General features: G+C 71.7%; 24 protein-coding genes. 17 read left to right on the top strand and 7 right to left on the bottom strand.

The features are described 5' to 3' along the window. Positions 1-95 precede the first annotated feature (95 nt). The 4 genes from ABWI04_RS05820 (at position 96) to ABWI04_RS05805 (ending at position 5,253) form a co-directional block, all read left to right on the top strand. Positions 96-896 carry a hypothetical protein gene (locus tag ABWI04_RS05820; protein WP_345182772.1) on the top strand — a complete coding sequence of 267 codons (801 nt, stop codon included), beginning with the start codon at positions 96-98 and terminating at the stop codon, positions 894-896. A 347-nt stretch (positions 897-1,243) separates the two neighbouring features. Next, a complete protein-coding gene (locus ABWI04_RS05815; protein WP_353831678.1) occupies positions 1,244-2,440 on the top strand; it encodes a PucR family transcriptional regulator in 1,197 nt (398 codons plus the stop codon). A 251-nt stretch (positions 2,441-2,691) separates the two neighbouring features. Continuing rightward, positions 2,692-3,984: a PucR family transcriptional regulator gene (locus tag ABWI04_RS05810; RefSeq protein WP_345182769.1), complete on the top strand. Its 1,293-nt coding sequence runs from the start codon at positions 2,692-2,694 to the stop codon at positions 3,982-3,984. Positions 3,985-4,089: 105 nt separating this feature from the next. Then, complete coding sequence (locus tag ABWI04_RS05805) at positions 4,090-5,253, top strand: hypothetical protein (RefSeq protein ID WP_353831677.1); 1,164 nt, start codon at positions 4,090-4,092, stop codon at positions 5,251-5,253. 101 nt (positions 5,254-5,354) lie between these two features. Here ABWI04_RS05805 and ABWI04_RS05800 read toward each other — a convergent pair whose 3' ends face one another. From ABWI04_RS05800 to ABWI04_RS05790, 3 genes are all read right to left on the bottom strand, one after another. Next, positions 5,355-6,026 (bottom strand): TetR/AcrR family transcriptional regulator, encoded by a 672-nt coding sequence (locus tag ABWI04_RS05800; protein ID WP_345182767.1) that lies wholly within the window; start codon positions 6,024-6,026, stop codon positions 5,355-5,357. A gap of 36 nt (positions 6,027-6,062) precedes the next feature. Beyond that, positions 6,063-6,848, bottom strand: coding sequence for an aggregation-promoting factor C-terminal-like domain-containing protein (locus ABWI04_RS05795; protein WP_353831676.1), 786 nt, complete (start codon positions 6,846-6,848; stop codon positions 6,063-6,065). 186 nt (positions 6,849-7,034) lie between these two features. Beyond that, positions 7,035-7,577, bottom strand: a complete 543-nt coding sequence (locus ABWI04_RS05790; RefSeq protein WP_353831675.1) for a MarR family winged helix-turn-helix transcriptional regulator — start codon at positions 7,575-7,577, stop codon at positions 7,035-7,037. 322 nt (positions 7,578-7,899) lie between these two features. Between ABWI04_RS05790 and ABWI04_RS05785 the strand changes: the two genes are divergently transcribed. The 10 genes from ABWI04_RS05785 to ABWI04_RS05740 all read left to right on the top strand — a co-directional run bounded on the left by ABWI04_RS05785 (position 7,900) and on the right by ABWI04_RS05740 (position 17,853). After that, entirely contained in the window at positions 7,900-8,703 is an 804-nt protein-coding gene (locus ABWI04_RS05785) for an ABC transporter permease (protein WP_173392013.1), read from the top strand. Further along, positions 8,703-9,557 carry an ABC transporter permease gene (locus ABWI04_RS05780; RefSeq protein ID WP_179846536.1) on the top strand — a complete coding sequence of 285 codons (855 nt, stop codon included), beginning with the start codon at positions 8,703-8,705 and terminating at the stop codon, positions 9,555-9,557. The genes ABWI04_RS05785 and ABWI04_RS05780 overlap by 1 nt, the downstream gene beginning before the upstream one ends. Beyond that, positions 9,554-10,657, top strand: coding sequence for an MlaD family protein (locus ABWI04_RS05775; protein ID WP_353831674.1), 1,104 nt, complete (start codon positions 9,554-9,556; stop codon positions 10,655-10,657). Before ABWI04_RS05780 ends, ABWI04_RS05775 begins: the two co-directional genes overlap by 4 nt. Then, positions 10,654-11,733: an MlaD family protein gene (locus ABWI04_RS05770; protein ID WP_353831673.1), complete on the top strand. Its 1,080-nt coding sequence runs from the start codon at positions 10,654-10,656 to the stop codon at positions 11,731-11,733. Before ABWI04_RS05775 ends, ABWI04_RS05770 begins: the two co-directional genes overlap by 4 nt. Further along, entirely contained in the window at positions 11,733-12,755 is a 1,023-nt protein-coding gene (locus ABWI04_RS05765; RefSeq protein WP_345182761.1) for an MCE family protein, read from the top strand. The genes ABWI04_RS05770 and ABWI04_RS05765 overlap by 1 nt, the downstream gene beginning before the upstream one ends. Further along, on the top strand, positions 12,755-13,840 hold the full coding sequence (locus ABWI04_RS05760) for an MCE family protein (protein ID WP_345182760.1): 1,086 nt from the start codon (positions 12,755-12,757) through the stop codon (positions 13,838-13,840). The genes ABWI04_RS05765 and ABWI04_RS05760 overlap by 1 nt, the downstream gene beginning before the upstream one ends. Then, the gene (locus ABWI04_RS05755) at positions 13,840-14,922 is read left to right on the top strand and encodes an MCE family protein (protein WP_353831672.1); all 1,083 of its coding nucleotides are present in this window, start codon (positions 13,840-13,842) and stop codon (positions 14,920-14,922) included. The genes ABWI04_RS05760 and ABWI04_RS05755 overlap by 1 nt, the downstream gene beginning before the upstream one ends. Beyond that, on the top strand, positions 14,919-16,211 hold the full coding sequence (locus tag ABWI04_RS05750; protein WP_353831671.1) for an MCE family protein: 1,293 nt from the start codon (positions 14,919-14,921) through the stop codon (positions 16,209-16,211). The genes ABWI04_RS05755 and ABWI04_RS05750 overlap by 4 nt, the downstream gene beginning before the upstream one ends. 23 nt (positions 16,212-16,234) lie before the next feature. Beyond that, a complete protein-coding gene (locus tag ABWI04_RS05745) occupies positions 16,235-17,242 on the top strand; it encodes a hypothetical protein (RefSeq protein WP_353831670.1) in 1,008 nt (335 codons plus the stop codon). Positions 17,243-17,355: 113 nt separating this feature from the next. Further along, entirely contained in the window at positions 17,356-17,853 is a 498-nt protein-coding gene (locus tag ABWI04_RS05740) for a MarR family winged helix-turn-helix transcriptional regulator (RefSeq protein WP_353831669.1), read from the top strand. 18 nt (positions 17,854-17,871) lie between these two features. Here the strand turns inward: ABWI04_RS05740 and rpsD are convergent, their stop codons facing one another. Continuing rightward, a complete protein-coding gene (gene rpsD, locus ABWI04_RS05735; RefSeq protein ID WP_353831668.1) occupies positions 17,872-18,477 on the bottom strand; it encodes a 30S ribosomal protein S4 in 606 nt (201 codons plus the stop codon). Positions 18,478-18,543: 66 nt separating this feature from the next. On the opposite strand from rpsD, the gene ABWI04_RS05730 reads away from it, so the two are divergent. Then, positions 18,544-19,323, top strand: a complete 780-nt coding sequence (locus tag ABWI04_RS05730) for a DUF2470 domain-containing protein (protein WP_353831667.1) — start codon at positions 18,544-18,546, stop codon at positions 19,321-19,323. A gap of 322 nt (positions 19,324-19,645) precedes the next feature. Beyond that, the gene (locus ABWI04_RS05725) at positions 19,646-20,827 is read left to right on the top strand and encodes a trans-sulfuration enzyme family protein (RefSeq protein ID WP_345182753.1); all 1,182 of its coding nucleotides are present in this window, start codon (positions 19,646-19,648) and stop codon (positions 20,825-20,827) included. A 12-nt stretch (positions 20,828-20,839) separates the two neighbouring features. On the opposite strand, the gene ABWI04_RS05720 is transcribed toward ABWI04_RS05725, so the two are convergent. Together ABWI04_RS05720 and ABWI04_RS05715 are read right to left on the bottom strand one after the other, a co-directional pair. Further along, positions 20,840-21,997, bottom strand: a complete 1,158-nt coding sequence (locus tag ABWI04_RS05720) for a DUF5925 domain-containing protein (protein WP_353831666.1) — start codon at positions 21,995-21,997, stop codon at positions 20,840-20,842. 97 nt (positions 21,998-22,094) lie between these two features. Beyond that, positions 22,095-22,880: a lysophospholipid acyltransferase family protein gene (locus ABWI04_RS05715; RefSeq protein ID WP_345182751.1), complete on the bottom strand. Its 786-nt coding sequence runs from the start codon at positions 22,878-22,880 to the stop codon at positions 22,095-22,097. A gap of 133 nt (positions 22,881-23,013) precedes the next feature. Between ABWI04_RS05715 and ABWI04_RS05710 the strand changes: the two genes are divergently transcribed. Next, positions 23,014-23,868: a hypothetical protein gene (locus ABWI04_RS05710; RefSeq protein ID WP_345182750.1), complete on the top strand. Its 855-nt coding sequence runs from the start codon at positions 23,014-23,016 to the stop codon at positions 23,866-23,868. Between the two features lie 186 nt (positions 23,869-24,054). On the opposite strand, the gene ABWI04_RS05705 is transcribed toward ABWI04_RS05710, so the two are convergent. Next, complete coding sequence (locus ABWI04_RS05705; RefSeq protein WP_345182749.1) at positions 24,055-24,732, bottom strand: uracil-DNA glycosylase; 678 nt, start codon at positions 24,730-24,732, stop codon at positions 24,055-24,057. Between the last annotated feature and the right edge of the window lie 244 nt (positions 24,733-24,976).

Here is a 24,976-nt window from a genome sequence, read left to right as displayed (position 1 = left end):
AGGATCCGCTTCACGGTTCCGCGTCGGCTGGGATCACACTGTGGCTGCCCGGCGCTCTGTGCCCGTTTCTCCCGGCAAGAAGAAAGGACGAACCGGTGAAGTCGATTCGTTTCCGGAGAAGCAGTTCCCGGCTGGCGCTTCCCGCCGTGCTCGGTGCTGCGCTGCTCAGCTTCGGCCTGGCTTCCCCCGCTTCGGCGGCCAACCCGGACCCGATCCCGTCGAGCTTCAGCTTCTCCGACTGCCCGCCCCTCCCGGACGGTGCGTCGCCGGACTACTCGCAGTGCTGGGTGGGTGTGGTCACCAGCGGCACGTTCAAGGTCGGCAACTTCGACCAGAAGATCGAGCAGCCGATCAGGATCACGTGGGCGAACACCTTCAACCCCAGCACCTTCGAGACCAAGACGGTCTTCGGCGCGATCAACGCCCCGAAGATGCTCGTCCAGCCCGGCCTGTTCGGTGACCCGCTCCTGTCGGCCGTGTACGCCAAGGTCGAGTACGCCGGCGTCTTCGAGATGCCGGTCAGCAGCAGCTTCGAGATCAACATCGGGCTGAAGGTCCGGCTCATCAACCCGTTCCTCGGAAGCAACTGCACGGTCGGCACCAACAGCAACCCGATCAGGGTGAGCCTCACCACGGGGACCACCAGCCCTCCGGCCCCCAACACGCCCATCACCGGCGAGGGTCTCTCGATCGCGCGGCCGGACTCGACGCCGCCGGTGCTGCAGGCCAAGCACGTCGGCAACTCGTTCGCGGTGCCCGGCGCCAAGGGGTGCGTGTTCGGCGGCGGCATCGCCGACTGGCTGGTCAACCAGGTGGGTGGATTCCCCTCGGCGGCCGGCAAGAACACGATGATCCAGAACGAGTACCTCGTGTCGAAGAACTACAGCCAGCTCTGAAGCCGAGCCCGTTCGACCGTGCCGTGTCCGCGGCGATCCCGCGGGCACGGCACCGCCGTGACTGCGGTGAGGGACAGTCGTTGCGTCGCGTAATGACGGAATTGTGCCGACAGTTTCGGATGGCGTGCGGATGTGATCGGCGGCCCGGGGGCGGCCGGGCGTCAACGGCCGGGGGTCACTGCCTCTCCGGATTGTCTCCCATTGATCATTCAATCCGGCCATTTTTGTCGGCCAGTGAGTGCCGCGGCCATTCGGACGCGCGATCTCCTCCGTAATGATGTGCGGCGGCCGTGATGTGGGTTACATTTTTTCGAGGCTTTTCTTGAACGGTGCGAGCGGAGGAGCGAATGACGAGGGCCCTCGTTGGGGGAGGGGGGCGTCCCGGAGCTCTCCCGCCACAGGTCATCGCCATTCTGAGTGCCGAGCTGCCCTCGCTGGCCGAGGAGATCCTCGAGGAGGTCCAGCGGTCGGTTCCCGAGTACGCCCGGCAGGGGATGCCGGAACCGTCCGCGTACCGGATCACCGTCGAGCAGGCCATGGCGGCCTTCGTCGACCAGGTCTCAGGCGGCGTCGACGGCTACGAGCGGCGCGACGAGCTGTGCCGGGAACTCGGTCGCAGCGAGGCCTACCAGGGGCGCACGCTGGACGCGCTGCAGGCGGCCTACAGGGTCGGGGTGCAGGTCGCGTGGCGGCGGGTGGCGGCCGTGGCTCGGGCGCGGCGGCTGCCCGCGGAGGTGACGACGCGGCTGGCCGAGGCGCTGTTCGCCTACATCGACGAGCTGGCCTCCCTGTCGGTCGAGGGCTACCTGGAGGTCCGGTCGTCCGCCGACGAGCTGCCCGGCGACCACCGGCGCCTGCTGCGCATGGTGCTCGGGCCCGGCGCGGCGAGCGGCGCGCTCGCCGAGGCCGCCGAGGCCGCCGGCTGGGCGGTGCCCCCCACGGTGACGATGGTCGCGATGCCGGCGCGCGCACGGTGCGTCCGGGAGGCGATGGACCGCGACGTGCTCGTCGACCTCGCGGACGCCGAGCCCCATCTGCTGATCCCCGGCGGATACGGCCCGGAGCGCGCGGCGATGCTGAGCCGCGCCCTGCCCGAGCGCCGCTCCGCGGTGGGGCTGACCGTCCCGCTGGGGGAGGCGGCCGACTCGCTGCGCTGGGCGCGGCGGGCGCTGGCGCTGGTGGAGGCGGGCTGCCTGGAGGACGGCGGCCCCACGCTGTGCGAGCGGCACCTGCTGGAGCTGTGGCTTCTTTCGGACGGGCCGCTGCTCGACCAGCTCGCCCGCCGGGAACTGGGCGCGTTGGCGGAAATGCCGCGCACCCGGCGTATGCGCGTGACCGAAACCCTGTGCGCGTGGCTGGACGCGCAAGGAAACGCGGTGGAGGCGGCGCAGAGGCTCCGGCTGCACCCGCAGACCGTCCGGTACCGGATGCGGCAGATCAGCGCGGAATTCGACCGGCAGCTCGCCGACCCGGCGGCGCGTTTCGCGCTGGACGCGGTGCTGCGCGCGTACCGGTTGCGGGAGCGCGGCTCCGCGCTGAAATGAGACCGGCCCCTATTGGGCGCTGAATGTGACTGCGGTGCCACTGCCTGCTGAATTTACCTTCCCTTTACCTTGCCGGATTTCGTATGATCTAAGTTCGACGTGTTTCAGCTCACAGAATGCAGAGGGTGCGCAGGGTCCCCGCTCGGCCGCCCTCGGTGTTGACGCCATATGGCCGATCATCCGGACGACCGGGTGCCCCGCCCGGAACACCCCTCGTCCGCGATGGCGGTGTCTGGAGGTGTGCCGACCCCATGGCACAGCAGACGTTGACACGGGAGTCGGCGAGTCGCCCGAGCCGGCTGCCGCGCCGGCTCGCCGTGCTGATGCGCCCGGAACTGCCCAGCCTCGCCGGGGAGATCATCGACGAGGTGCGCCGTTCGATCCCCGAGTACGGGCGTCCCCTCAAGGGGCCCTACGTCGAGGCACTGCGCATCGGAGTCGACCGTGCCCTGACGGACTTCGTCGACCGGGTCGCCAACCCGCTGGAACCGAGCGTGCGCCATCAGGAGACCTACCGCAGGCTCGGCCGCTTCGAGGCCCAGGAGGGCCGGACGCTCGACACCCTCCAGGCCGCGCTGCGCATCGGCGTCCAGGTCGCGTGGCGGCGCATCATGAAGGTCGGGCCGCGCCGGCGACTGTCGCCCGAGGTGATGGCCCAGCTCGCCGACGCGCTGTTCGCCTACATCGACGAACTGGCCGCGCTCGCGCTGGAGGGTTACCTGGACGCCCGCCCGGACGGCGAGGCGGAGGCGCACCGCCGCCGCCTGCTGGAGCTCCTGCTCCGCCGCGACGTGTCGTCCCGCGTCCTGGCCGAGGCCGCCGAACGGGCCGGATGGACGCTGCCGGACGAGGCGACCGCCGTCGTGGCCCCGCCCGGCGCCCGGTACGTCCGGGCCCTCCTGGACAAGGACGTCCTCGCCGACCTCACCGCCACCCAGCCGTTCCTGGTCGTTCCCGGAAGGCCGACCCCGGAGCGCCGGCGATCCCTGCTCCGCGTCCTGCCCGACAGGCAGCTCGTCATCGGCCTCACCGTGCCGATCGCGGGCGTCGCCGACTCGCTGCGCTGGGCGCGGTGCGCCCTCGGCCTGGTCGAGACCGGTGTGCTGGAGGACGCCCCGGTGATCGACTGCGAGGAGCACCTCATCACCCTCTGGCTGCTCTCCGACCAGGCCCTCGTCGACCAGCTCGCGCACCGCCACCTCGGTGGGATGGACGGCTTCAGCCCCCGGCAGCGCGACCGCCTGCTGGAGACCCTGCACGCCTGGCTGGTGACCCGCGGCACCGCCAACGACATCGCCAGGGAGCTCGGCATCCACCCGCAGACCGTCCGCTACCGGATGCGGCAGGTCGAAGGAGTCCTGGGCGACCGGCTGACCGACCGCGAGGCGCGCTTCGCGATCGAGGCCGTGCTGCGTGCGACGCGGTTGCGCGCACGCGCCGCCCGGCCGCCCGGCACGAGCGCCGCGTGGGATGGCGTCGCCGCGCGGGAACGAGCACCGGTTGACAATCGCCCAATAGCCGCTCGGCGCGAATTGAGCACCTGAAACGAACCTTGACCTGCGGGGTTGATTCCCCGAATCGCCGCATGCTTCCATCCAATCCAATGCAATTCGGCGGAATAACCGTAATGCGGTGGAGGTGCGTTCGGGGTGCGTTCACGATCGGCTTCGCTCCTGGCCGGATTCGGAGCGGTGACGCTCATCGGCATGGTGGGCGTCCATCCGGTTCTCGCGGACGAGCCGACCCCCACGCCGACCACCACCGTCACCGAAACGCCGAGCGACCCGCCGACGGATCCGCCGACGGATCCGCCCACCGACCCGCCGACGGATCCGCCGACCGACCCGCCCACTGATCCGCCGACGGATCCGCCCACCGACCCGCCGACCGACCCGCCGACGGATCCGCCGACCGACCCGCCGACGAAGCCGCCGACCAATCCCCCCACGAAGCCGCCCACTCATCCGCCGACGAAGCCGCCGACCGGCCCGGGCAAGCCCAAGACGCCGGTCCTGTCCCTGGGGCTGACGGTGTCGGCGGCGACGATGCGGCCCGGCGGCTCGATCACCGCGACCGTGCGGGTGGCGTCGGCGAACGCCACCGCGAACGGGATCGTCCTGCGGATGTCGGCCTCGGGCGCCACGGTCGGTCCCGGGGCGCAGTCCCTCGGCAGTGTCGGATCCGGCGGCGCCTCCGCGATCGCGACCGTGCGGGCCCCGTCCGGTGCGAAGCCCGGCGTGATCACCCTCCGTGCGGCCGTCTCGGCGGCCCGTGCCAGGAGCGTGTCCCGCAGCTACAAGCTGATCATCACATCCGGGTCCGGGGCGCTGCCGCCGGGGATCAGCCCGACGACGCCCGGCGTCCCGCCGCTGACCCCGCCGGACTCCGACCCCCTGGCCGGGATGACCGGACCGCAGGTGGCGCTGCCGCCGATCGTGTCCGCCGAGTCCCCGCAGATCGCGCCCGACTCCGGGCCGCTCGTCCCGGTGTCGAACCTGCACAGGCTGCCCCCGGAGCCGTTCACCATCGAGGAGTTGACCGCGCTCCAGGCGGGGTTCCTCGCCGCGTTGGCGGCCGGGGTGGTGCTCCTGCTGCTCCGGATGCGGCTGATCCGGCGCTCCGACGGCCGTGTCCCGCTCGCCGCGCGCCGCCGCCTGCGCGCCGCCGGCTCGCGGGTCGCGGACAAGCGCCCCACCGCGGCCCGGCTCCGCACGCTCCCGCCGCAGCCCGCCCGCGCCCGGCACCCGCGCCCGCTCCAGCCGGTCCCCCCGATCCGGCTCTCCGTCCGCCGGGTCCACACCGCCCGCCCCTGACCACCGCGTCCGCCGGGACACGGCTTCCGGAGTCCGCCATGGCGCCGGCGGGGGCCCTGCGCCAGGAGGTCAGCGGGCCAGGAGGTCAGCGGGTCAGGAGGTCAGCGGGCCAGGCGGATCAGGATCCGGCAGACCTCGTCGATGATCTCGGCCGCCTCCGCCTCGTTCTCCGCGGTGGCGATCTCCCGCCCGGCCTCGCCGATCACCGTCGTGAGCACCAGGCTCAGCACCTGCTCGGGACGTCCGGCGGGCGCGTCGCCGGACGGGCCGCGCAGCAGCTTGGTGTTCTGCGCGATCCAGTGCTGGGCGCGGCTGCGCCGCATCAGCGACGACCCGGACGGGCCCTCCCCGGCGAGGAACAGCCGGGCGGCCTCGCGCCGCTCCCAGCACACCCGCAGGTAGGCGCGGGCGCCCGCGATGAACAGCGCGATCGGGTCGGACTCGCCGTCCTTGCGGGCGGCGGACACCGCCTGCGCGGCGCTCGCCTCCTGCTCCTCGGTGAGGTCCTCCCACAGCGCCACGTAGAGGCCGGCCTTGCCGCCGTAGTGGTGGTAGAGGCTGCCGACGCTGATGCCGGACCGCTCCACGATCTCGGCGATGCCCGCGTCGGCGTAGCCGCGGTCGGCGAAGACCCGCAGCGCCGCGGTCAGCAGCGCCTGGCGGGTCGCGTCGGCGCGGGCCCACTGGCGGCTCCCGCCGCCCTCGGCCCCGGCGCCCTCACCCGTGCCGTTCGCCCGCTCGTCGCCGGCGCGGCGCGCCCTGCTCGTCCGCATCCCCCCATGGTGCCAGGCCGGGCCGCCCCGGTGGGCTCAGTACCAGTTGTGCGCCTGCCACCAGTCCCAGGCGAGGCACGGGTCCTTGTAGCGCGCCTTGATGTAGCCGAGCCCCCATGCGATCTGGGTGGGGGAGCTCGTGCGCCAGTCGGCGCCCGCGCTGGCCAGCTTGGAGCCGGGCAGGGCCTGGGGGATGCCGTAGGCGCCGCTGGAGGGGTTCTCGGCCCGCTCGTTCCAGCCGCTCTCGTGGTTCCACAGCGTCAGCAGGGACGGCCAGCATCGGCCCCATCCCTTGAGCTCGTTCATCTTCTTGCCGTACGCCTTGTTCTGCCCGGCGCTCGGGTTCGACTTGGCGAGCCGCTCGCGCTCCTGCTCCGCCTTGAGCTTCGCCCGTGCCGCCGCGTCCCGCTTGGCCTTCTCCTTGAGCCGCTTCAGCTCGCGCTGGTGCTCCTTGTAGGCGCGCTCCTTGGCGACGGCGACCGCGTCGGCCGCGACCTTGTCCATGTCGGACGCCGAGGTCAGCTTCGCGAGCATGTCGTTGGTGGACAGCCCCGCGCCCGCGGCCTTGGGCGGCTCGCTGGCGTCGTCGACGAAGCTGCCGAGGTCGACGACCGTCAGCGCACCGCCGATCGCGCCGATCGCCACGATCGTGATGGTGACGTTGCTGGTGAGCACCCGCCGGACGCGGCGCCCGCCCTCGCGCGGCTCCCGGAAGGTCTCCGGCTCCTCGTACGGGCCGCGGGGGTCGTCCGGCTCCGAAGGATCCGGTCCGTGAGGTCCTCCCGTGCCGCGGGCGTCAGCGGACGCGCGCGGCTCCGGCACGCGCGTGGCGCGCCTCGTACCGGCCCTCCTGGAGCCGCGACGACTCCCCGCGCCCCCCTGAGCGCCTCCGGTTTCCTCGGCGGGACGTCTGCGTGTGCCGTGACTCTGTGGCATAGGAGAAGACTGCCTTATCGCCCGGGTGTGGTGCTCTCGAAGAGCAAGTACGCAGGCCGGACGATACCCGGTTCACCCGGCCCGACGTCCACGGCCGCGTTCCCCGGCGGGGTTCAGCAGTTCCACGTCGCCGGCGGCCAGGCGCGCGGGCTGCAGCGCCTCGAACAGCTCGCGGTGCATCCCGTCGAACGCCGCGAGCGCGCCTCCGGGCGCCTCCAGCGCCATGCTCACCTCGTTGGCCCGCTCCCGTCCCGCCGCGGTGATCTCGACGAGCGTGGCGCGCCGGTCGCGGGGATGCGGGGTCCGGCCGACGAGCCCGGCCGCCTCCAGCTGGTCGACGGTGAGCTTCACCGTCGTCGGGTGCATCATCAGGATCCGGCCGAGCGCGCTCAGCCGGGCCCGCCCGTGGACGGTGAGCGCGAGCGTGGTCAGCAGGAAGTAGCCGGTCCGGGTGAGGTCCAGCCGCTTCAGCTCCACGTCCAGGGCCTTCTTGAGCAGCTGGTTGAGCCGCCCGACCGAACAGATCGCCAGGAACGGCCACGGATCGCCGAGCAGCCCCTGGCCTTCCCAGCGGTCGCGCACGCCCATGACCAGCGGGTCCACGCCGTCGTCCATCTCGTCTTCTACGCCTCGTCGCGCCTCGGTCTGCACCGGCTGATCGTAGCTTCGGACAAAACCAGATGTAAGTACTCGCTTCTTAGACCTTCTTCCAATAGAGTGCCTCAAATCACAGGCGGAGCCCGTGTGCTCTGGAGGGTGCGCGGAGTCGCCTGTGGTACCGGTCTCGGCCGAGACCGCTGTGGCGCGCGAACGAGCATGACGAGGGCGCCCCCGCGGTACCGGCAGGATCCGGTGTTTCGGATGGGCGCCGACGTCCGAGCACGAAGGAGGCTGGAGTGACCCTTCTCAACCCCGCCCCGGGGGAGGGCACCGGCTGATGGCCCTGAGCCTGACCAAGGCCCCGGACCTGGCACGCAGACGCGTCGGGAGAGCACTCGACGAGACCGGACTGCTGTGCGTGACCCTCCTGGAGGGGCTGCGCCGCACCTGGGACCTGCGCCAGTGGTGGGGCGAATTCGTCGAACAGTGCTGGTTCCTCGCACGCGTCACGAGCGTGCCGGTCATGCTCATCGCCGTGCCGCTCGGCGCGACCATCTCGCTCCAGGTGGGCGACATCGCCCGGCAGCTCGGCGCGCAGTCGGGCACCGGCGCGCTGCTCACCGCGGCGATGATCCAGCAGGTGGCGCCGCTGGCCGCGGCCCTGCTGGTCTCCGGCGTGGGCGGATCGGCCATCACCTCCGACATGGGGGCCCGCAACATCCGCGACGAACTCGCGGCGATGGAGGTCATGGGCATCAACCCGATCCACCGCCTGGTCACCCCCAGGCTGTGGGCGGCGAGCACGGTGTCCGGACTGCTCTGCTCGGTGGTGATCCTCGCGGGCGTCATCGGCGGCTACTACTTCAACGTCATCCAGCAGGGCGTCAGCCCCGGCGCGTTCTTCGACGGCGCCACCACCCTGCTGCAGTTCTCGGACCTGATGATCACGCTGTTCAAGGCGTGGGTGTTCGGATTCATCGCCGCCGCGGTCGCCTGCTACATGGGCATGAACTGCGACTACGGCCCCGTCGGCGTCGGCCGCGCGGTGAACCGGGCCGTGGTCGTCACCTCGATCGTGGTGTTCGCGACGAACTACATCCTCACCATGATCTACCAGGTCCTCTTCCCCCCGAGGTTCTGATGGTCGCCATATCCCCCGTCCGCAAGCTGGGCCGCGCCGTCAGGGGCCGCACCGCGGGCCTCGCCGCGTCGGCCGACCTGCCGGTGTTCCTCGGCCGGGTCCTGTACCACCTGCTGTTCGACATCATCATCCGGCGCAAGTACGGCAAGACCCTCGCCAAGCAGGTCAGCGACATCACCGTCGGCGTGGGCGCGCTCGTCATCGGCGGCGGCATGATCTTCGTGATCGCGACGATGTCGCTCGCCACCGGCGCCATGGTCGGCCTCCAGGGCTACCCCGGGCTGGAGCGCATCGGCGCCGAGGCGTTCACCGGCCTGGTCGCGAGCTACTCCAACGTCCGCGAGGTCACCCCGATCATCGCGGGCGTCGCGCTGGTCGCCCAGGTCGGCACCGGGTTCACCGCCGAGATCGGCGCGATGCGGATCTCGGAGGAGATCGACGCGCTGGAGGTCATGGGCATCAACTCGCTGGCCTACCTGGTGTGCACCAGGGTCGCCGCGGGCGTCATCGCGCTGGTGCCGCTGTACCTGGTCTCGCTGTTCATGGCGTTCTTCGCCACGAGGTTCATCACGATCCAGTACTTCGGCCTGTCGCCCGGCATCTACGACTACTACTTCCACCTCTACCTTCCGCCGATCGACGTGTTCTACAGCGTCATCAAGGTCGCGGTGTTCGCCTTCATCATCATGTTCATCCACTGCTACCGCGGCTACTACGCGGCGGGCGGCCCGGTCGGCGTCGGCGTCGCCGCCGGCCGCGCCATCCGGGAGTCGACCATCCTGATGATCCTGATGAACCTGGTCCTGTCGTACATCTTCTGGGGCCACGGCAGCACGGTGAGGCTGACCGGATGAGCGACGAATCAATGTCGAGCCGCTCCCGGACGGTCTTCGGGCTGGTCGGGGCGGGCGTCATCGCGGCGGCCGCGGCCTTCGTCGCGGTCGGCTCCACGCCGTCCCACGCGGGCTCCACCTACTACGACGCGACGTTCGGCCGCGCCGGGCAGGGGCTCGACCCCGGCAAGTCCGACGTGAAGGTCCGCGGGATCGCCGTCGGGGCCGTCGAGGCCGTCAAGCTCGACCGCAACGGCAGGGTCACCGTCCGGCTCCGGGTCGACAGGGGCGTCAAGGTGGCCGACACGGCGGTCGCGACGGTCGAGCCGGTCTCGGTGTTCGGCCCGAAGGACCTCGCCCTCGACCTCGGCGCGCACGAGCTCACCGGCCCCTACCTCAGGGACGGCGGGCGCATCGCGAAGACCAACGACCCGCAGGAGCTGTCGGACACGGCCTGGCCCACCTACCGGCTCACCCGGGCGATCAACCCCGACGACGTGGCGACGATCCTGCAGACGTTCGGCGCCGGGCTCGCCGGACAGGGTCCGGCGCTGCGCCGCACGATCGACAACGGCGCGATCGTCGTCGACGCGACCTACAAGGACCGGGCCGCCATCCAGTCGCTGCTGAGCGACATCAACGGCCTGTCCGGGACGTTCGAGTCGCGCGGCGACACCCTGACCCGGTTCGCCGGGGACTTCAACCGGCTCTCCCAGGTCGTCAACGAGCGGCCCGACAAGGTCACCCAGCTGCTGGACGAGTCGGCGCGGCTCGGCCAGACGGTCGGCACGAACCTGGAGCAGCACGGCCGCAACATCGGCAAGATCATCGACTCGGGCGGCGAGGTCGTGCGCGTGTTCAACGGGCAGCGCCGCAACGTCCCGGTCCTGCTCGACAGCCTGACCGGGTTCTTCGGCCTGCTGGCGCAGATCATCCGCATCCCCGGCCCGGAGGGCACCCTGATCGCCCAGGCGCGCGACGACCTCCCGCTGGACATCTGCCAGATCCTCATCGACGTCTGCCCGGTCAAGCCCAAGACGACCGCGTTCGACGTGCCGCTCCCCGGCGCGGGCGGCAACCAGGGCGGGCAGCGCCGCACGGCGACGGGGACGCGGCCGTGAGCCCGCGGCTGCGCGGCAAGACCGCGCGCGGGCCGGAGTACATCACGATCCTGAAGTTCACGGTGTTCGTGGCGCTGACCGGGCTGCTCACGTTCTACATCGGCCAGCAGATCCTCGGCACGAGCTTCACGTCCCGCTACCGCCTGTCCGCCACGTTCGACGACGTCACCGGCCTGCTGGAGGGCGACGCCGTAAAGGTGGCCGGCACGCCCGTCGGCCAGGTCGAGAGCATCAAGGTGGTGCGCGGCAAGGCCGTGGTGAAGATGGCCGTCGACAAGGAGGTCCGGCTGCCCTCCGACTCCACCGCCGCGATCCGCTGGCGGAACGTGATGGGGCAGCGGGTCGTCTACCTGGAGCCCGGGAAGGAGCGGGGCAGGCTGGGCGACGGCGACCGCGTCCCGCACACCAGGTCGGTGGTGGACCTCGGCGCCATCGTCAACAGCCTCGGCCCGCTCACCCGCAACCTGGACCCGAACCAGCTCAACAAGATCCTGTTCGCCTTCTCCCAGGCGCTGGACGGCAACGAGCAGAACATCTCGCTGCTGACCGACAACCTGGACCTCCTGCTGCAGACGTTCGCGGCCCGGAAGAAGACGATCAAGGGGATGATCGACGACTACGAGACGGTGAGCGACGCCATCGCCACCCGGGACCGGCAGATCGCCGCCAGCGCCGACAACCTGGAGTCGCTGACCCGGGTCTTCGCGAACAACCGCAAGCTGCTGGAGAGCGCGGTCGTGGAGGTCGCGGGCGTCACCACCAACCTCAACCAGGTGCTCGGCGGCAACGACGCGCAGCTCGCCCGCATCATCGCCAACCTCGGCAGGTTCAGCGAGACGTTCCGGCTGAACGTCGACCAGCTGGAGAAGATGGTGCAGCAGCTCCCGCTGACCCTCCGGCAGCTGTTCGCGTCGGCGAACGGCGGCCACTACCTGCGCACCAACGCGCTCTGCCTGAACGTCGTGCAGGGCCCCTGCCCGTTCCCGATGGAGCTGCCGAGATCGCCCGGCGCGGGGCAGCCCAGCAAGGACGACCTCACCAAGCTCAGGAAGATGCTGATGGGGGGTGGCGGCTGATGGCGCTGAAGTCGCTCCGCGACGTCAACCACAAGATCGTCGCGATCGTCACCCTGACCGCGCTCGGCGCGGGCTGCGTGTTCGCGTTCGCCCTCGGCCAGCTGCACCTGCTCGACCGCGGCTACACGATGAGCGGCGAGTTCAGCGACACCGCCGGGCTGAAGAAGGGCCAGGACGTGCGGGTCGCCGGGGTGAAGTCCGGCCGGATCACCTCCGTGGAGCCCGACTTCGCCCACGGCAGGGTCATCGTCTCCTGGCACGTGAACGCCGGCATCGACCTCGGCCCGAAGACCCGCGCCGACATCCAGACGACGACGCTGCTCGGCGGCCGGTACCTGCGGCTGTCCGGCCCGGTCTCCAAGCCCTACCTGGCGGACGTGCCGGAGTCGCGGCGGCGGATCCCCCTGTCGCGCACCAGCGTCCCGTTCACCGTGCCGGAGGCCCTGGAGGGCGCGCAGAACATCGTCGGCAGACTCGATCAGCGCAGCGTCGACAAGCTGCTCACCGAGATCAACAAGATCAAGTCGCCGGGGGCGGTGAAGCTGGGCCGCATCCTGGCCAACATCCAGGAGCTGTCCCGGACGCTGAACGACTCCTATCCGGAGATCCAGCGGCTGATCGAGAACAGCAAGACGATCACCGGGACGCTGGCGAGCAAGGACCAGGAGCTGCGTCAGATCATCGACGCCAGCCAGGTGCTGCTCCAGTCGCTCGTCCGGCGCCGCAACGAGCTGGCCGCGGCGATCGGGCAGGGCAGCCGGACCGTCCGGACGCTGTCCAACGTGATCTCCAGGAACCAGAAGGAGCTCGACACCCTGCTGGACAACCTGCACCTGCTGACGACCCGGCTCGCGCCCAACATGGACGCGCTGAACACCGACTTCTCGCTGCTCGGCCCGACGTTCCAGCAGGTCGCCAACCTCAAGGGCAACGGCCGGTACATCGAGGGCCTGCTCACCGGGCTCGGCCCGCTGCAGCCGGCCGGTCCGATCTCCACGCGGCGACCGCAGGGAGGCAACTGATGAGCGGCGACGGCACGGGGGGACGGCCCCCCGAAGGCCCCGGCTCCGTCCCCGGGCGCGGCCGGCTGCGCGGCGTGGCCGTCGCGCTCGGCCTCGCCCTGACCGCCTCGCTCGGCGGCTGCTCGCTCGCCCCGTCCGCGGGCGGCGAGCGCACGATGGTCGTCTACGTCCCGAAGGCCCGCTCCTTCTACAAGGAGTCGAAGGTCAAGGTGATGGGCGCCGACGTGGGGCTCGTCGACAAGGTCGAGAACCAGGGCGACCGGGTGAAGGTCACGTTCCATCTGCGCCGGGACGTCCCGCTGCCGAAGGGCGTGCAGGCCTCGATCGTCCCGCTGAACCTGATCGGCGAGCGCAACCTCGTCCTGCACCCGGCGTGGAAGCCGGGGGAGGCCAAGGAGACCGCGGACGTCATCCCGATCGAGCGCACGCACGTGCCCGTCGAGGTGGACGACGCGCTCAGCTCGTTCACCAACCTGGCCAACGCGCTCGACCCGACCAAGATGCAGACCGCCCTCGGCACGGCCGCCGACACGGTGAGGGGCAACGGCAGGGAGTTCAACGCGACCCTGGAGCAGAGCGCCCGCCTCGTCGAGAACGTCGCCGGGCAGGACAAGGAGCTCATCGAGGTCGCGCAGAACCTCAGCCGGCTGGCCGGGGTGGTGCGCGGGCGCGAGCAGATCCTCGGCACGATGATCCGCGACTTCGGCACCGCGAGCCAGGTGCTGAGCTCCGAGCGCGGCGAGCTCCAGCAGCTGATCAGCGGCATCCTGGAGCTGGCGAAGAACGGCGACAAGCTGCTGCGCAAGTACAAGGGGAACCTGCCCTACGACCTGGCGGTCCTCACCCGGACGGCCCTGATCCTCAAGGGCAACGCCAGGGAGCTGGCGCAGCTCATCCGCGTGCTGCCCGGCATCAGCGACGCGCTCATCGGCGGCTACAACCCGAAGAACAAGTCGCTGCAGATCCGGTTCGCCACGGACGCGTTCCTGCGGACCTGGCTCAAGGGCCTGATGAACTCCGACGACGTCGACTGCCCGCTGCCCGCACCCAACTCCAACTGTCCCTGGCAGAACGGAGGCAACTGATGGGCAGGTCCCTCCTCACCGGCCGGCTGCTGCTGGTGCTCGTCGCGGTCGCGGCCCTCGCCGTCTCCGGCTGCTCCTACAAGACGGCGGGCGCGCCGAAGGGCGGCCTGACGCTGACCGCCACGTTCGACGACGCGCAGGGCCTCGTCGCCGGGCACAGCGTGAAGATGTCCGACCTCACGATCGGCACCGTCACGAAGGTCGAGCTCGCCGGCTACCGGGCGAAGGCGACGCTGGCCATCGAGGACGACGTCAGGATCCCGCGAGGCACCCGGGCCGAGATCAAGGTGACCTCGCTGCTCGGCGAGAACTACGTGGACCTGCAGATGCCGCCCGGCGCGAGCATGGACCGCGGCCCGTTCCTCGCCACCGGCGCGGCGATCACCGACACCAGCGTCCAGCCGGCGTTCGAGCAGGTCGTCGGGCAGGCCGGGCCGCTGGTCCAGGCCCTGGCCGGGAACGACGTCGCGACGGTCGTGAACGCGGGCGCCACCGCCCTGGACGGCAACGGGCAGAAGCTCAACAAGACGATCGCGCAGGTGAACGCGCTGCTGGGGATGTTCGCCGAGCAGCGCCGCGAGCTCGGCGAGTCGGTCGACCGGTTCGCCCGGCTCGGCCGGTCCCTCGCCCGGGGCAGCGACGCCCTGAACGAGACGCCCGCGCAGCTCGAACGCACCACGCGGCTGCTGAACAAGGACAAGTACAAGATCATCGAGATGGTCGACAAGCTCACCAAGACGGCCCACGAGCTGAACGACAAGGTGCTGGAGGGGCGGATCCAGCGGTTCCGCTCGCTGCTGCGCGACCTCGACCCCGTCCTTCAGCAGCTCGGCAGCAACCGCAGGCGGCTCACGGCGCTGGTGGACGGCCTGGTCCAGTTCACCGACAAGCTGCCCCGGGCCACCTACGACGGCCAGCTGCTGCTGTACCCGCTGCTGCGGATCGTCTGGCCGGACGGGACGCCGATCTTCCCGGGCCTCGGCCAGAGCCCCAAGAAGAAGCAGGCCGGGACGCCGGAGATCCCCAAGCAGCTCCAGGGCGCCCTTCCGGACCTCGACAAGATCCTGGAGCCGCGCGGATGAACAGACGGCTGACGATCAACCTGGCGGCGTTCGGCGTGCTCGCCGCGGTGATGGTCGTGTGGGCGTTCAACAACGTCGTCCGCTTCGACTTCATCGACCGGCCGTACCACATCACCGTGGAGTTCGAGTCGTCTCCGGGCCTGCACCCGAACTTCGAGGTCGACTACCTCGGCCTGCGGGTCGGCAAGATCGACTCGGTGCGGCTGGAGAAGGACAAGGTCGTCGTCCGGCTGGACATGGAGCGCGGCGTCAAGATCCCGCAGGGGGTTACCGCCGCCGCGGCGCGCAAGTCCGCGGTGGGCGAGCCGGTGGTCGAGCTGACGCCGGGGCCGGGCAGGTCCGGCGCCCCGCCGATGAAGCCCGGCACCGTCATCCCGGTGTCGCAGACGAAGGTCCCGCCGAAGTACGGCGACCTGTTCGGCGCCGTCATCGACACCCTGAAGGCGATCGACCCCGACGACGCCAAGGTGCTCACCCAGGAGCTGGCCGCCGGATGGGCCGGGCGCGAGGGCTCGCTCCGCCAGATCGTCAACGGGAGCGACGACCTCACCCAGACGTTCGCGCAGAACACCGAGCTGCTGGACGGGCTGACCAACGACCTCGGCCGCATCACCCACGTGCTGAACCAGAACCGCGGTTCGCTCGGCGCCGGGATCGACGACCTGGCCGCGCTCATGGCCGCGCTCAGCCAGGTGCGCGGGCAGATCGCCGAGCTGCGCGACCGCGGCCCCGGCCTGCTCGCCACCGTCAACGACCTGCTCGACCAGACCGGCCCCGACTTCGGCTGCGCCGTGGACATGCTCGGCAACCTCGGCATCGGGAGCTACGACCCCAACTACCTCGACGACCTGCGCAAGACGCTCGCGGTGGCGCCGCAGCTCAAGGTCGTCCTGGACAACGTGATCGGGAGGGACCAGGGCCAGCCGGTCCTGAACGTCGTCTTCCAGGTCACGCTGAAGAGGCTCGCCACGCTGGAGTACAAGTACCCGCGCGCGCAGCCGGCGGTGAACCGGATTCCGACCTGCCCCGGCGGCCGCACCCCCGCGGTGACCAAGCAGAAGCCCTACAAGGCGAAGAACCCGGGCGAGACGATCCCCACCCACGATCCCGCCCTCCAGCGGAACGTGCAGGCCAGGAAGGCCGCGAACGAGAGCGACTCTCCCGGCGGACCGCCGATCTGGCTGGTGTACGTTCCCCCGATCATCGCCCTTCTGGTGCTGATCAGGGTCATGATGGGCTCGGTGCCCGTGGTGTCCCGCCTTTCCCGACTGCGTCGGGGCAAGGACTGACCCCAACCCGAGGAGTATCCGAAGTGACAGCCAAGACCACCAAGGGCGGGTCCGACGAGGTCGAGGCGGTCCCGGCCGAGGAGGCGGCGCCCGAGACGGCCGAGGCCGCGGAGCCGGAGGCCGCCGAGCGGCCCGCCCGGCCCGCCGCCAGGCGCAAGCGCCGGGTGCGGGTCATCGAGGTCATCGACGACGAGGACCTCGACGAGGTTCTGGAGGCGCTCGACGCCGAGGACGAGGAGGCCCCGGACGAGGCTCCGGCCCGTCCGGCCAGGCCGGCGGCGAAGCCCGCGGCCAAGGCCCCCGCCAAGCCCGCCGCCAGGCCCAGGCCGCGCCCGACCCGCCTCGAACCGCCGGAGGACGAGGTCGAGGAGGAGGAGGAGACGCCGAAGAAGGCCCCGGCACGTCCGAGCGCCTCGGCGTCCTCTTCGGACCGGCCGGGCGTCTTCGGTCTCGGCATGGCGCAGGCGGTCGTGGTGGTCGTCCTGGTCGCGCTGCTGGCGAGCCTGGCGATCTGGCAGTGGACGAGCGCGAGCTCCCTGTCGTCGAAGCAGGACGAGCGGGACGCGGTGAGCGAGGTGGCGTCCGACTACGGCGACGTCGCGCTCAACTACAACGCGCAGAACTACCAGACGCAGATGGACAAGGCCCAGAAGCTCATGGGCGGCGACCTGCTGGAGAGCTTCAAGAACACCACGCTGCCCAGCCTCGGCGAGACGTTCAAGAGCAACCCCGAGCTGTCGCTGACGTCCAAGACGAACCAGGTCTTCGTGGGCAGCGTGGACGGCAGGTTCGCCACGGCCGTCGTCATGGTCGACATCGACGTCCGGACCAAGGACGGCGCGACCGCGGCCCCGGCGACGCTGCTCCGCCTCGCCCTGGCCAAGATCGACGGGAAGTGGAAGGTCACCAAGCAGTACGCGTCGGGCGTCAACGACCAGAACCAGAACCAGCAGAACCAGCTGCCGGCCGTTCCGGGCGGGGGCGCGTCGAAGTCGCCCGCGGCGGAGAAGAGCGGCAAGCCGAAGAACTGAGCCCGCGAGGCCCGAGCGAGCGCCCCGGCACGGAAGCCGTGCGGGGCGCTCGCGCGTTATGCGGGCGACGGTGCCGCGCGGCCGGCGGGCGGCCGGACGGAGACGGGGGCATCATGGCGATCGTGACGGAGCAGGACGGGCAGGGCACGGCCGTCCCGGACGCGCTGGTGCACGAGTTCGGCGCGCTGCTGGGCGCGGCGTCGGTGCTGGAGCGGATCGCCGGCCGGGAGCTGGAGCGCCGCTGCGGCATCCGGCACGCGGTCTTCGAGGTGCTGCTGAGGCTGTCCGGCGAGGGCGGCGACTGCGCGGTGTCGATGGGCGGGCTGGCCGGCGAGCTGATCCTGACCAGCGGCGGCATGACCCGCATCGTCGACCGGATGGAGGAGGCCGGGCTCGTCCGCCGGGAGCCGGCCCCGGACGACCGGCGCCGCCAGAACGTGGCGCTGACCCCGGCCGGGCGGGCGAAGCTGGACGAGGCCCTGCGGGTGCATGCCGAGACGCTCCGCGCGCACTTCGCGGGCCCTCTGACCGAGGAGCAGCGCCGCGTCCTCGTGGACGCGCTGCGCGTCCTGCGCACCACCGCCCGCGAGGAACTCGGCGACCTGCGCTAGCACGGCGCCGAGCGTCCGCTAGCGGGAGTAGTGCTCGACGACGAGCTGCTCGTCGCAGAGGATCGGGATCTCGGCGCGCTCCGGCAGCCGGGCGAGCCGGGCGGCGAGGGCGTCGTGCCGGACCTCCAGGTAGGGCGGGACCTCGGCGGCGTGACCGCCGGCCGCCGCGACCTGGAACGGGACCATCGCGCGGCTCCGCTCGGCCACCGTGATGACGTCGCCGGGCCGCAGCTGGTAGGACGGGCGGTCCACGCGGCGGCCGTTCACCAGCACGTGGCGGTGCACGACGAACTGGCGGGCCTGGTAGATCGTCCGGGCGAAGCCGGCGCGCAGGACGAGCGCGTCCAGCCGGCGTTCGAGGTCGACGAGCAGGGCCTCGCCGGTCTTGCCGCCCGTCCGGGCGGCCTTGTCGAAGGCGTTGCGGAGCTGCGCCTCCCGGATGTTGTACTGCGCGCGGAGCCGCTGCTTCTCGCGCAGCCGGACCTTGTAGTCGCTCTCCTGCTTGCGGGCGCGGCCGTGCACGCCGGGCGGGTAGGGGCGCGCCTCGAAGTACTTCACGCTCTTCGGCGTCAGCGGGATGCCGAGGGCCCGGGAGAGCCGCACCTTGGGACGGGGGTTGTTCATCACGCTCCTTGATGGTTAGGTAATCCTAAGTTAGGTAAGCCTAACCTGAGACGTCAAGGAGGCACGGTGCCGCGAGCGGAGACCACGCAGGCCACGCACACCATCGAGGGCCCCACGGCGGCGGAGCGCGCGCGGACCCTCGCCTACGGCGTCGCGGACGGCGTGCTCGTCGCGCCGGGCGTGCCCCACGCCCCCGTCCCGGCGCACACGACCGACCGGGACGGCCGGCCGCTGCTGCTCGTCCGGGCGGACGCGCCCATCGCCGCGGCCCTGGCCGGCGAGGACGACGTGCCCGCCACGCTGCGGATCAGCGACGTCGCGCCGGTGCCGCTGCCGGACCGCGTCCGCGGCCGGGCCTGGCTGCACGGCTGGCTGGGCGAGGTGCCGGACGGAGAGCTGCGCGCCGCCGCGCTGCGCCTCTCCCACGCGCACCCGCGTCCCGAACTGCTCGACCTCGGCGCCGGGCGGGACGGCCGCGAATGGACGGTCCTCGCCCTCGACGTCGCCCAGGTGGAGATCGACGACGCCTGGGGGAGCGCCATCCTGGAGCCGGAGGAGTACGCCGGCGCCGCGCCCGACCCGTTCGTCGCGGTCGAGGCGGGCATCCTGACGCACCTGGACTCCGCCCACCGCGCCGAACTGCCGCGGCTGCTGCCGGAGTCGGTCCCGCCCGGACCCGTCCGGCCGCTCGGGCTCGACCGGTACGGCATGTGGCTGCGCTGCCCGGCGCCGCCGCCGGACGCGCCGTCCTCGTTCGACGTGCGGCTCCCGTTCGCCGAGCCCGTCAGTGATCTCCACGGTCTGCGGAGCGTGTACCGGAGGCTGTTCGCCCGGGCGACCCCGTAGTGCGCGGGGGAGGTGGTACGTACAAACCCCGCCGAATGCCAGTGATCTCCCGGATGGCGGGCGGGCCCCGGCGCGGGCGATGATCGAGTCTCCGGTCGAGGACGCCGCTTCATTCCCCGGCCGGACGGCCTCGACCGCCGGTTCGCCCCTGCGGGGTGGGCGGGCCGGCGGCGAGACGGTACCGGCCGGCCGGGGACGCGGCGCCTTCGGCCGGGCCGGTGGTCCGGCGCGGTGCGAGCACGAGCATGAGCAAGGGGGCGCACCGGGCCACTGGTCGCGATTGGCCGTTTCCGCCGCGCCGATCCCGCCGCACGCTGGGAGCATGACCGCACATCACCCGCAGACCCGAGCCGTGCACCCGCCCGTGATCGTGCCCGAGGGCAGCCGCCCGCTCGGCGTCCCCATCTACCAGGGCCACCTGTTCTCCTTCGACGCCTCCGACGCGCTGGCCGCCGCGTTCCAGGGCCCCGACCAGGCGTTCTTCTACGCCCGGATGGCCAACCCGACCGTCCGCGCCCTGGAGCAGTCGCTCACCGAACTCGAAGGCGGGGCGGGCACGCTCGCCACCGGGTCGGGCATGGGCGCGGTCAACGCGGTGCTGACGGGCCTGCTCCGCAGCGGTGACCACGTCGTCGCGCAGGCCGCCCTCTACGGCGGAACCCACGCGCTGCTCCAGGACCTCGCCGCGCGGTGGGGCGTGGAGGTCACGTTCGTCTCCGGCGACGACCCGGCCGAGGTGCGGGACGCGCTCCGCGACACGACGAGGATCCTCTACCTGGAGACCGTCGCCAACCCCACCACCCACGTGACGGACCTGCCCGCGCTCACCGAGGCCGTCCGCGGGACGGGCGTGCTGACCGTCGTCGACAACACCTTCGTCCCGCTCCTGTGCAGGCCCATCGAGCACGGGGCCGACATCGTCGTCCACTCCACGACGAAGTACCTCGGCGGCCACGGCGACACCATCGGCGGCGCCGCCGTCTTCGCCGACCCGGCCGTCCACCGGCGGGTCTGGGAGCACGCCGTCGAGCTGGGCTCCACCCCCGACCCGTTCGCCGCCTGGCTGACCGTCCGGGGCCTCGCCACGATGCCGCTGCGCGTGGCCCGGCAGAGCGAGTCCGCCCTCGACATCGCCCGGCGCCTGGCCGGTCACCCGTCGGTCGCCCGCGTCCACTACCCGGGGCTTGAGGACCACCCGCAGCACGAGATCGCCCGGCGGCTGCTGCCGGACGGCGCCGGCGGCGTCCTCGCGTTCGAGCTGGCCGGCGGCCGGGACGCGGGCCGGACCTTCTCCGAGGCCGTCGAGCTGGTCTCGCTCGGCCCGTCGCTCGGCGACATCGCGACCCTGGTCATGCACCCGGCCAGCACGTCCCACCGGCAGCTGGACGCCGCGGCCCTCGCCGCCGCCGGCATCGGCGAGGGAACGGTGCGCCTCGCCGTCGGCCTCGAACACCCGGACGACCTCTGGGCCGACATCGAGCAGGCCCTGCGGAAGGCCGCCTAGAAAGGAGACGCCCTAGAGGTAGAAGCCGGTCGCGGTGGCGGGGGCGTCCTGACCCTCGGGACGCTTCTCGCCCTTGCGCAGCGCGGCCAGCTCGGCGAGCGTCGCGCCGTCGGCGCCGATCTCCGCGCCGGGCACGTCCGTGCCGTCCAGCCAGGCGAGCGACTCCGCGCGGGTGAGCCGGCCCACCTCGATCTGGGCGAGGCAGCGGCCGGGACGGACCACCGCCGGGTGCAGCATGGCGAGGTCCTCGTTGGTGGTGATGGCCACCAGCACGTCCCGGCCCTGGCCGAGCATCCCGTCGGTGAGGTTCAGCAGCCGCGACAGGCCCTGGCCCGTCGACTGCTTGGCCTCGCCGCGGATCAGCTCGTCGCAGTCCTCCAGGATGAGCAGCCGCCAGCGGCGGTTCTCGTCCTCGTCGTCGCCGACCGCGACCTCCATCAGGTAGCTGGGCGTGCCGAACAGCGCCTCGGGGTCGAGGACGCAGTCGGACTGGCACCAGTCGTTCCAGGAGCGGGCGAGGGCGCGCAGCGCGGTGGTCTTGCCGGTGCCGGGCGGCCCGTGCAGGAGCAGCAGCCGTCCGGAGACCTCCTCGCGGGTGAGCTTCATCACCGCGTCGAGCGCGTCGGCGACCGGCGCGGTGTAGTTGCGCCGGATGTCCTCCCACGCGTCGGCGGTGATGGCGCGCTCGCTGCGGACGGGGCCGTGCGCCCCCATGTGCCAGAAGCCCATCTCGACGCTGGTCTCGTCCACCTTCGGCGGCTCGGTCGCGTCCTTCACCGACGCCGCGAGCACGGTCTCGGCGAGCTCGTCGGTCACCGCGGACACCGCGACGTAGGCGATGCCGCTCTTCCACCGGTTGCTCAGCAGCGTCCAGCCGTCGCCCTCGGCGAGCACCGACTCCTTGCCCTTCTCGTGCGCGACCCGCACGAGCCTGGCACCGTCCGGGCGCAGCGGCGCCTCCGTCCGGACGTTCTCCAGCCGCGTCGACCGCGACCAGGGCTGCTCCCCGGACGCGAAGGGGCGCAGCGACAGCACGTCCATCACGTCGGCGGGGGAGTTGTTGTCGGACAGGTTGAAGACCACGGGCAGCGCGGGCTCCGGCGCTTCGGCGCCTTCCCGGGGCTCGATCAGATGCAGGACCTCCTGCGGCTTCTCCTGCGACATGGTCATGACACCGATGATCACGCCCCGCGGCGCGCCGCGTCCACCGATTTAGCCGGACGCGCCGCGCACCGCGGTCGGGCCCGCTCGTCGGGGCCGGGGCGGGTCAGGAGCCGCCGCCCTCCCGGGCCTCGCGCTCCGCGTGGGCGGCCTTGCGCGCCTCGGCCTCCTCCAGGTCGAGCTTCTCGGCCTCCTCCGGCGTCGGCGCCGTGCCGCCGAGGTAGGCGGGCTGCCACCACGTCTCGTCCGAGCGCGGGACGTCGGGGTACTCGCGCTGCGCCTTCTCCAGCAGCTCCGCCATCCGGGCGTGCAGATCCCGGGTGACCTGCTCGTAGTCGTCGCCGCGCTTGGGGTGCATGGGCTCGCCGACGATGATCGTCACCGGCACGTTGCGCTGGAACAGCCGGCGCTTGCGGCCCTTGGTCCACAACCGCTGCGGGCCCCAGATCGCGACCGGGACGAGCGGGGTCTTGGACGCCACCGCCATCCGCACCGCGCCGCTCTTGATGTCCTTCACCGTGAACGAGCGGCTGATCGTCGCCTCGGCGAACACCCCGACGATCTCCCCGCCCCGCAGCGCCTTGAGCGCCGCCGCGTAGGAGGAGGCGCCCGCGTCGCGGTCCACCGGGATGTGGTGCATGCCGCGCATCAGCGGGCCGCCGATCCGGTGGTCGAAGATCTCCTTCTTCGCCATGAACCGCACCAGCCGGCCGGCCGGGTGCGCGGCGAGGCCCGCGAAGATGAAGTCCAGGTAGCTGACGTGGTTGCTGACGAGCACCGCACCGCCGGTACTGGGGATCTGGTCGGTCCCCTCCAGACGGATTCTGATGTTCAGGGCCTTGAACACGCCGAGAGCCGTCTTGATCACCGGTGGGTACACGAGTTCGCGCATGTAGGCACCGTACTTGAGCAACTCCTGATCAGCGAGTGCGAGGCGGGGATCGCGATGCATCGCACAACCGGGTCCAACTCTGAGAAGGTGGGTGTGCAACTGATCCGCCGAATGCTGAGGGAGGATGAGCCCCATGGAACCGTTGGACGCGGCGGCGGACGTGCACGCGCTCATCCGCGACGTGCTGCCCGCCCTGGCGCCCAGCGCCTGGTTCGATCACGGCACCTCCGAGGTGGTGCTGCCCGTGGGCCGGTCGGAGGCGCGCGCCTCCAGCTGGACGGTGCTGGAGCGCTGCGCCCGCGAGCCGCGCTCGGCGTGGCCGAAGGTGGTGGACGAGTGGGTCCGCGAGGTCGGCGACCGCGCGTTCCTCGCCGTCGGTGAGATGGAGCTGTTCGGCGACGTCCGGGAGCTGCTGCGCCTGCGCATCGTGCCGAAGCTCGACCCCCGCGACCGCGAGGGCCTCGTCGTCGTCCCCGCCGGCGACCACTTCGACGCCATGGTGATGATCGAGCACCCCCGCTACGGCGGCCCCCTCACCAAGGCCCGCGCGGGCCTGCTCGGCCTGCACAAGCTCGGCTACGTGATGACGAACACCCACGACCGCGAGCTGGCCGACGTGTCCGTGCACGACCAGCCGCTCCTGCCGGGCCGCAACGTCCGCGTCGTCGGCAAGCCCGGCAGCCGCTACGTGTCGGCGCTGCTCAGCGAGGTCCACCAGTTCGTCCCGTGGCCGAACGAGCACGGCGCCCTCGTCGGGGTCCCCTGCCACAGCACGCTGCTGCTGTACCCGATCACCTCCACGGCCGTCCGCGAGGTCCTGCCCGTCTTCGCCGACGTCGTCCGGGAGATGCACGCCAACGCCGACGACCCCTGCGCCCCCGGCGTCTACTGGAGCCACGGCGAGCGCCGCCTCACCCCCCTCTCCCCGGACGCGGCCGAGGGCGCCGGCGAGTTCGCCCTCTTCCTCCGCAAGCTCCCCAAGGAATGAGCTAGGCCTCAGCCACGGGCGCGGGTCGGGTGGCCGGAAGGCGCTCTGGCGCCTGGAGGTCGCACGACCCGCCGAGCCGGGCGACCGCAGCGACACGACACCAGACCGCACGGGCACGGAAACCCGCACCGTGGCGTAAGGATCGCCCGGCTCGTAACGGGGGTTCCAGGGGGTCGCCCCCTGGGGCTACGGCAGCTTCCAGTCGACCGGGGCGGCGCCCTGCTGTTCCAGCAACTGGTTGGCGCGGGAGAAGGGGCGGGAGCCGAAGAAGCCGCGGTCGGCCGACATGGGGCTCGGGTGGGCCGACTCGACGCAGGGGACGCGGCCGAGCAGCGGCTTGAGGTTGCGGGCGTCGCGGCCCCACAGGATGGCGACGAGGGGGCGGTCCCGGGCGGCGAGGGCGCGGATGGCCTGCTCGGTGACCTCCTCCCAGCCCTTGTTGCGGTGCGAGCCCGGCTTGCCCGGCATGACGGTCAGCGACCTGTTGAGCAGGCAGACGCCCTGCCGCGTCCAGGGGGTGAGGTCGCCGTTGGACGGCTGCGGGTGGCCGAGGTCGTCGCCGTACTCGCGGAAGATGTTGACGAGGCTGCCGGGCAGCGGCCGGACGTCCGGGGCGACCGAGAAGCTGAGGCCGACCGGGTGGCCGGGCGTCGGGTAGGGGTCCTGCCCCATGATGAGGACGCGCACGTCGTCGAACGGCTGGGTGAAGGCGCGGAGGATGTGGTTCCCGGCGGGCAGGTAGCGGCGCCCGGCGGCGACCTCGGCGCGCAGCCAGTCGCCCGCGGCGGCGATCGTCCCGGCGACGGGGGCCAGCGCGGCCGCCCATCCCGCCTCGACGATCTCCGAGAGTGGTCGTGCCGTCATGGGGTACGAGCCTACTGGGATGATCTTGGCGCCGGTGAACGATTGCCCGCTTGATCGATGTTGTGAAGTTTTCTGACCACATCAGGTCGGGACACGGGCAAATGTTCTCCAGCGCCGCGAAAAGTGGTCGATGAACTGGGTGAAACGTCCCGTTAAGTCGCTGTTACTTCCTGGCGGCCTTCATTGACCTGCGGACTTCCAGCGCATAACTCCTAGAGAGTAAGCCGGCCCAGGACGAGCGGAC

It is taken from the genome of Actinomadura sp. NPDC000929, from assembly GCF_040492065.1.
GTDB classification, from domain to species: domain Bacteria; phylum Actinomycetota; class Actinomycetes; order Streptosporangiales; family Streptosporangiaceae; genus Spirillospora; species Spirillospora verrucosospora.
Note: the sequence above shows the minus strand (reverse complement) of the source record. Positions and strands in the feature narration are given on the sequence as shown.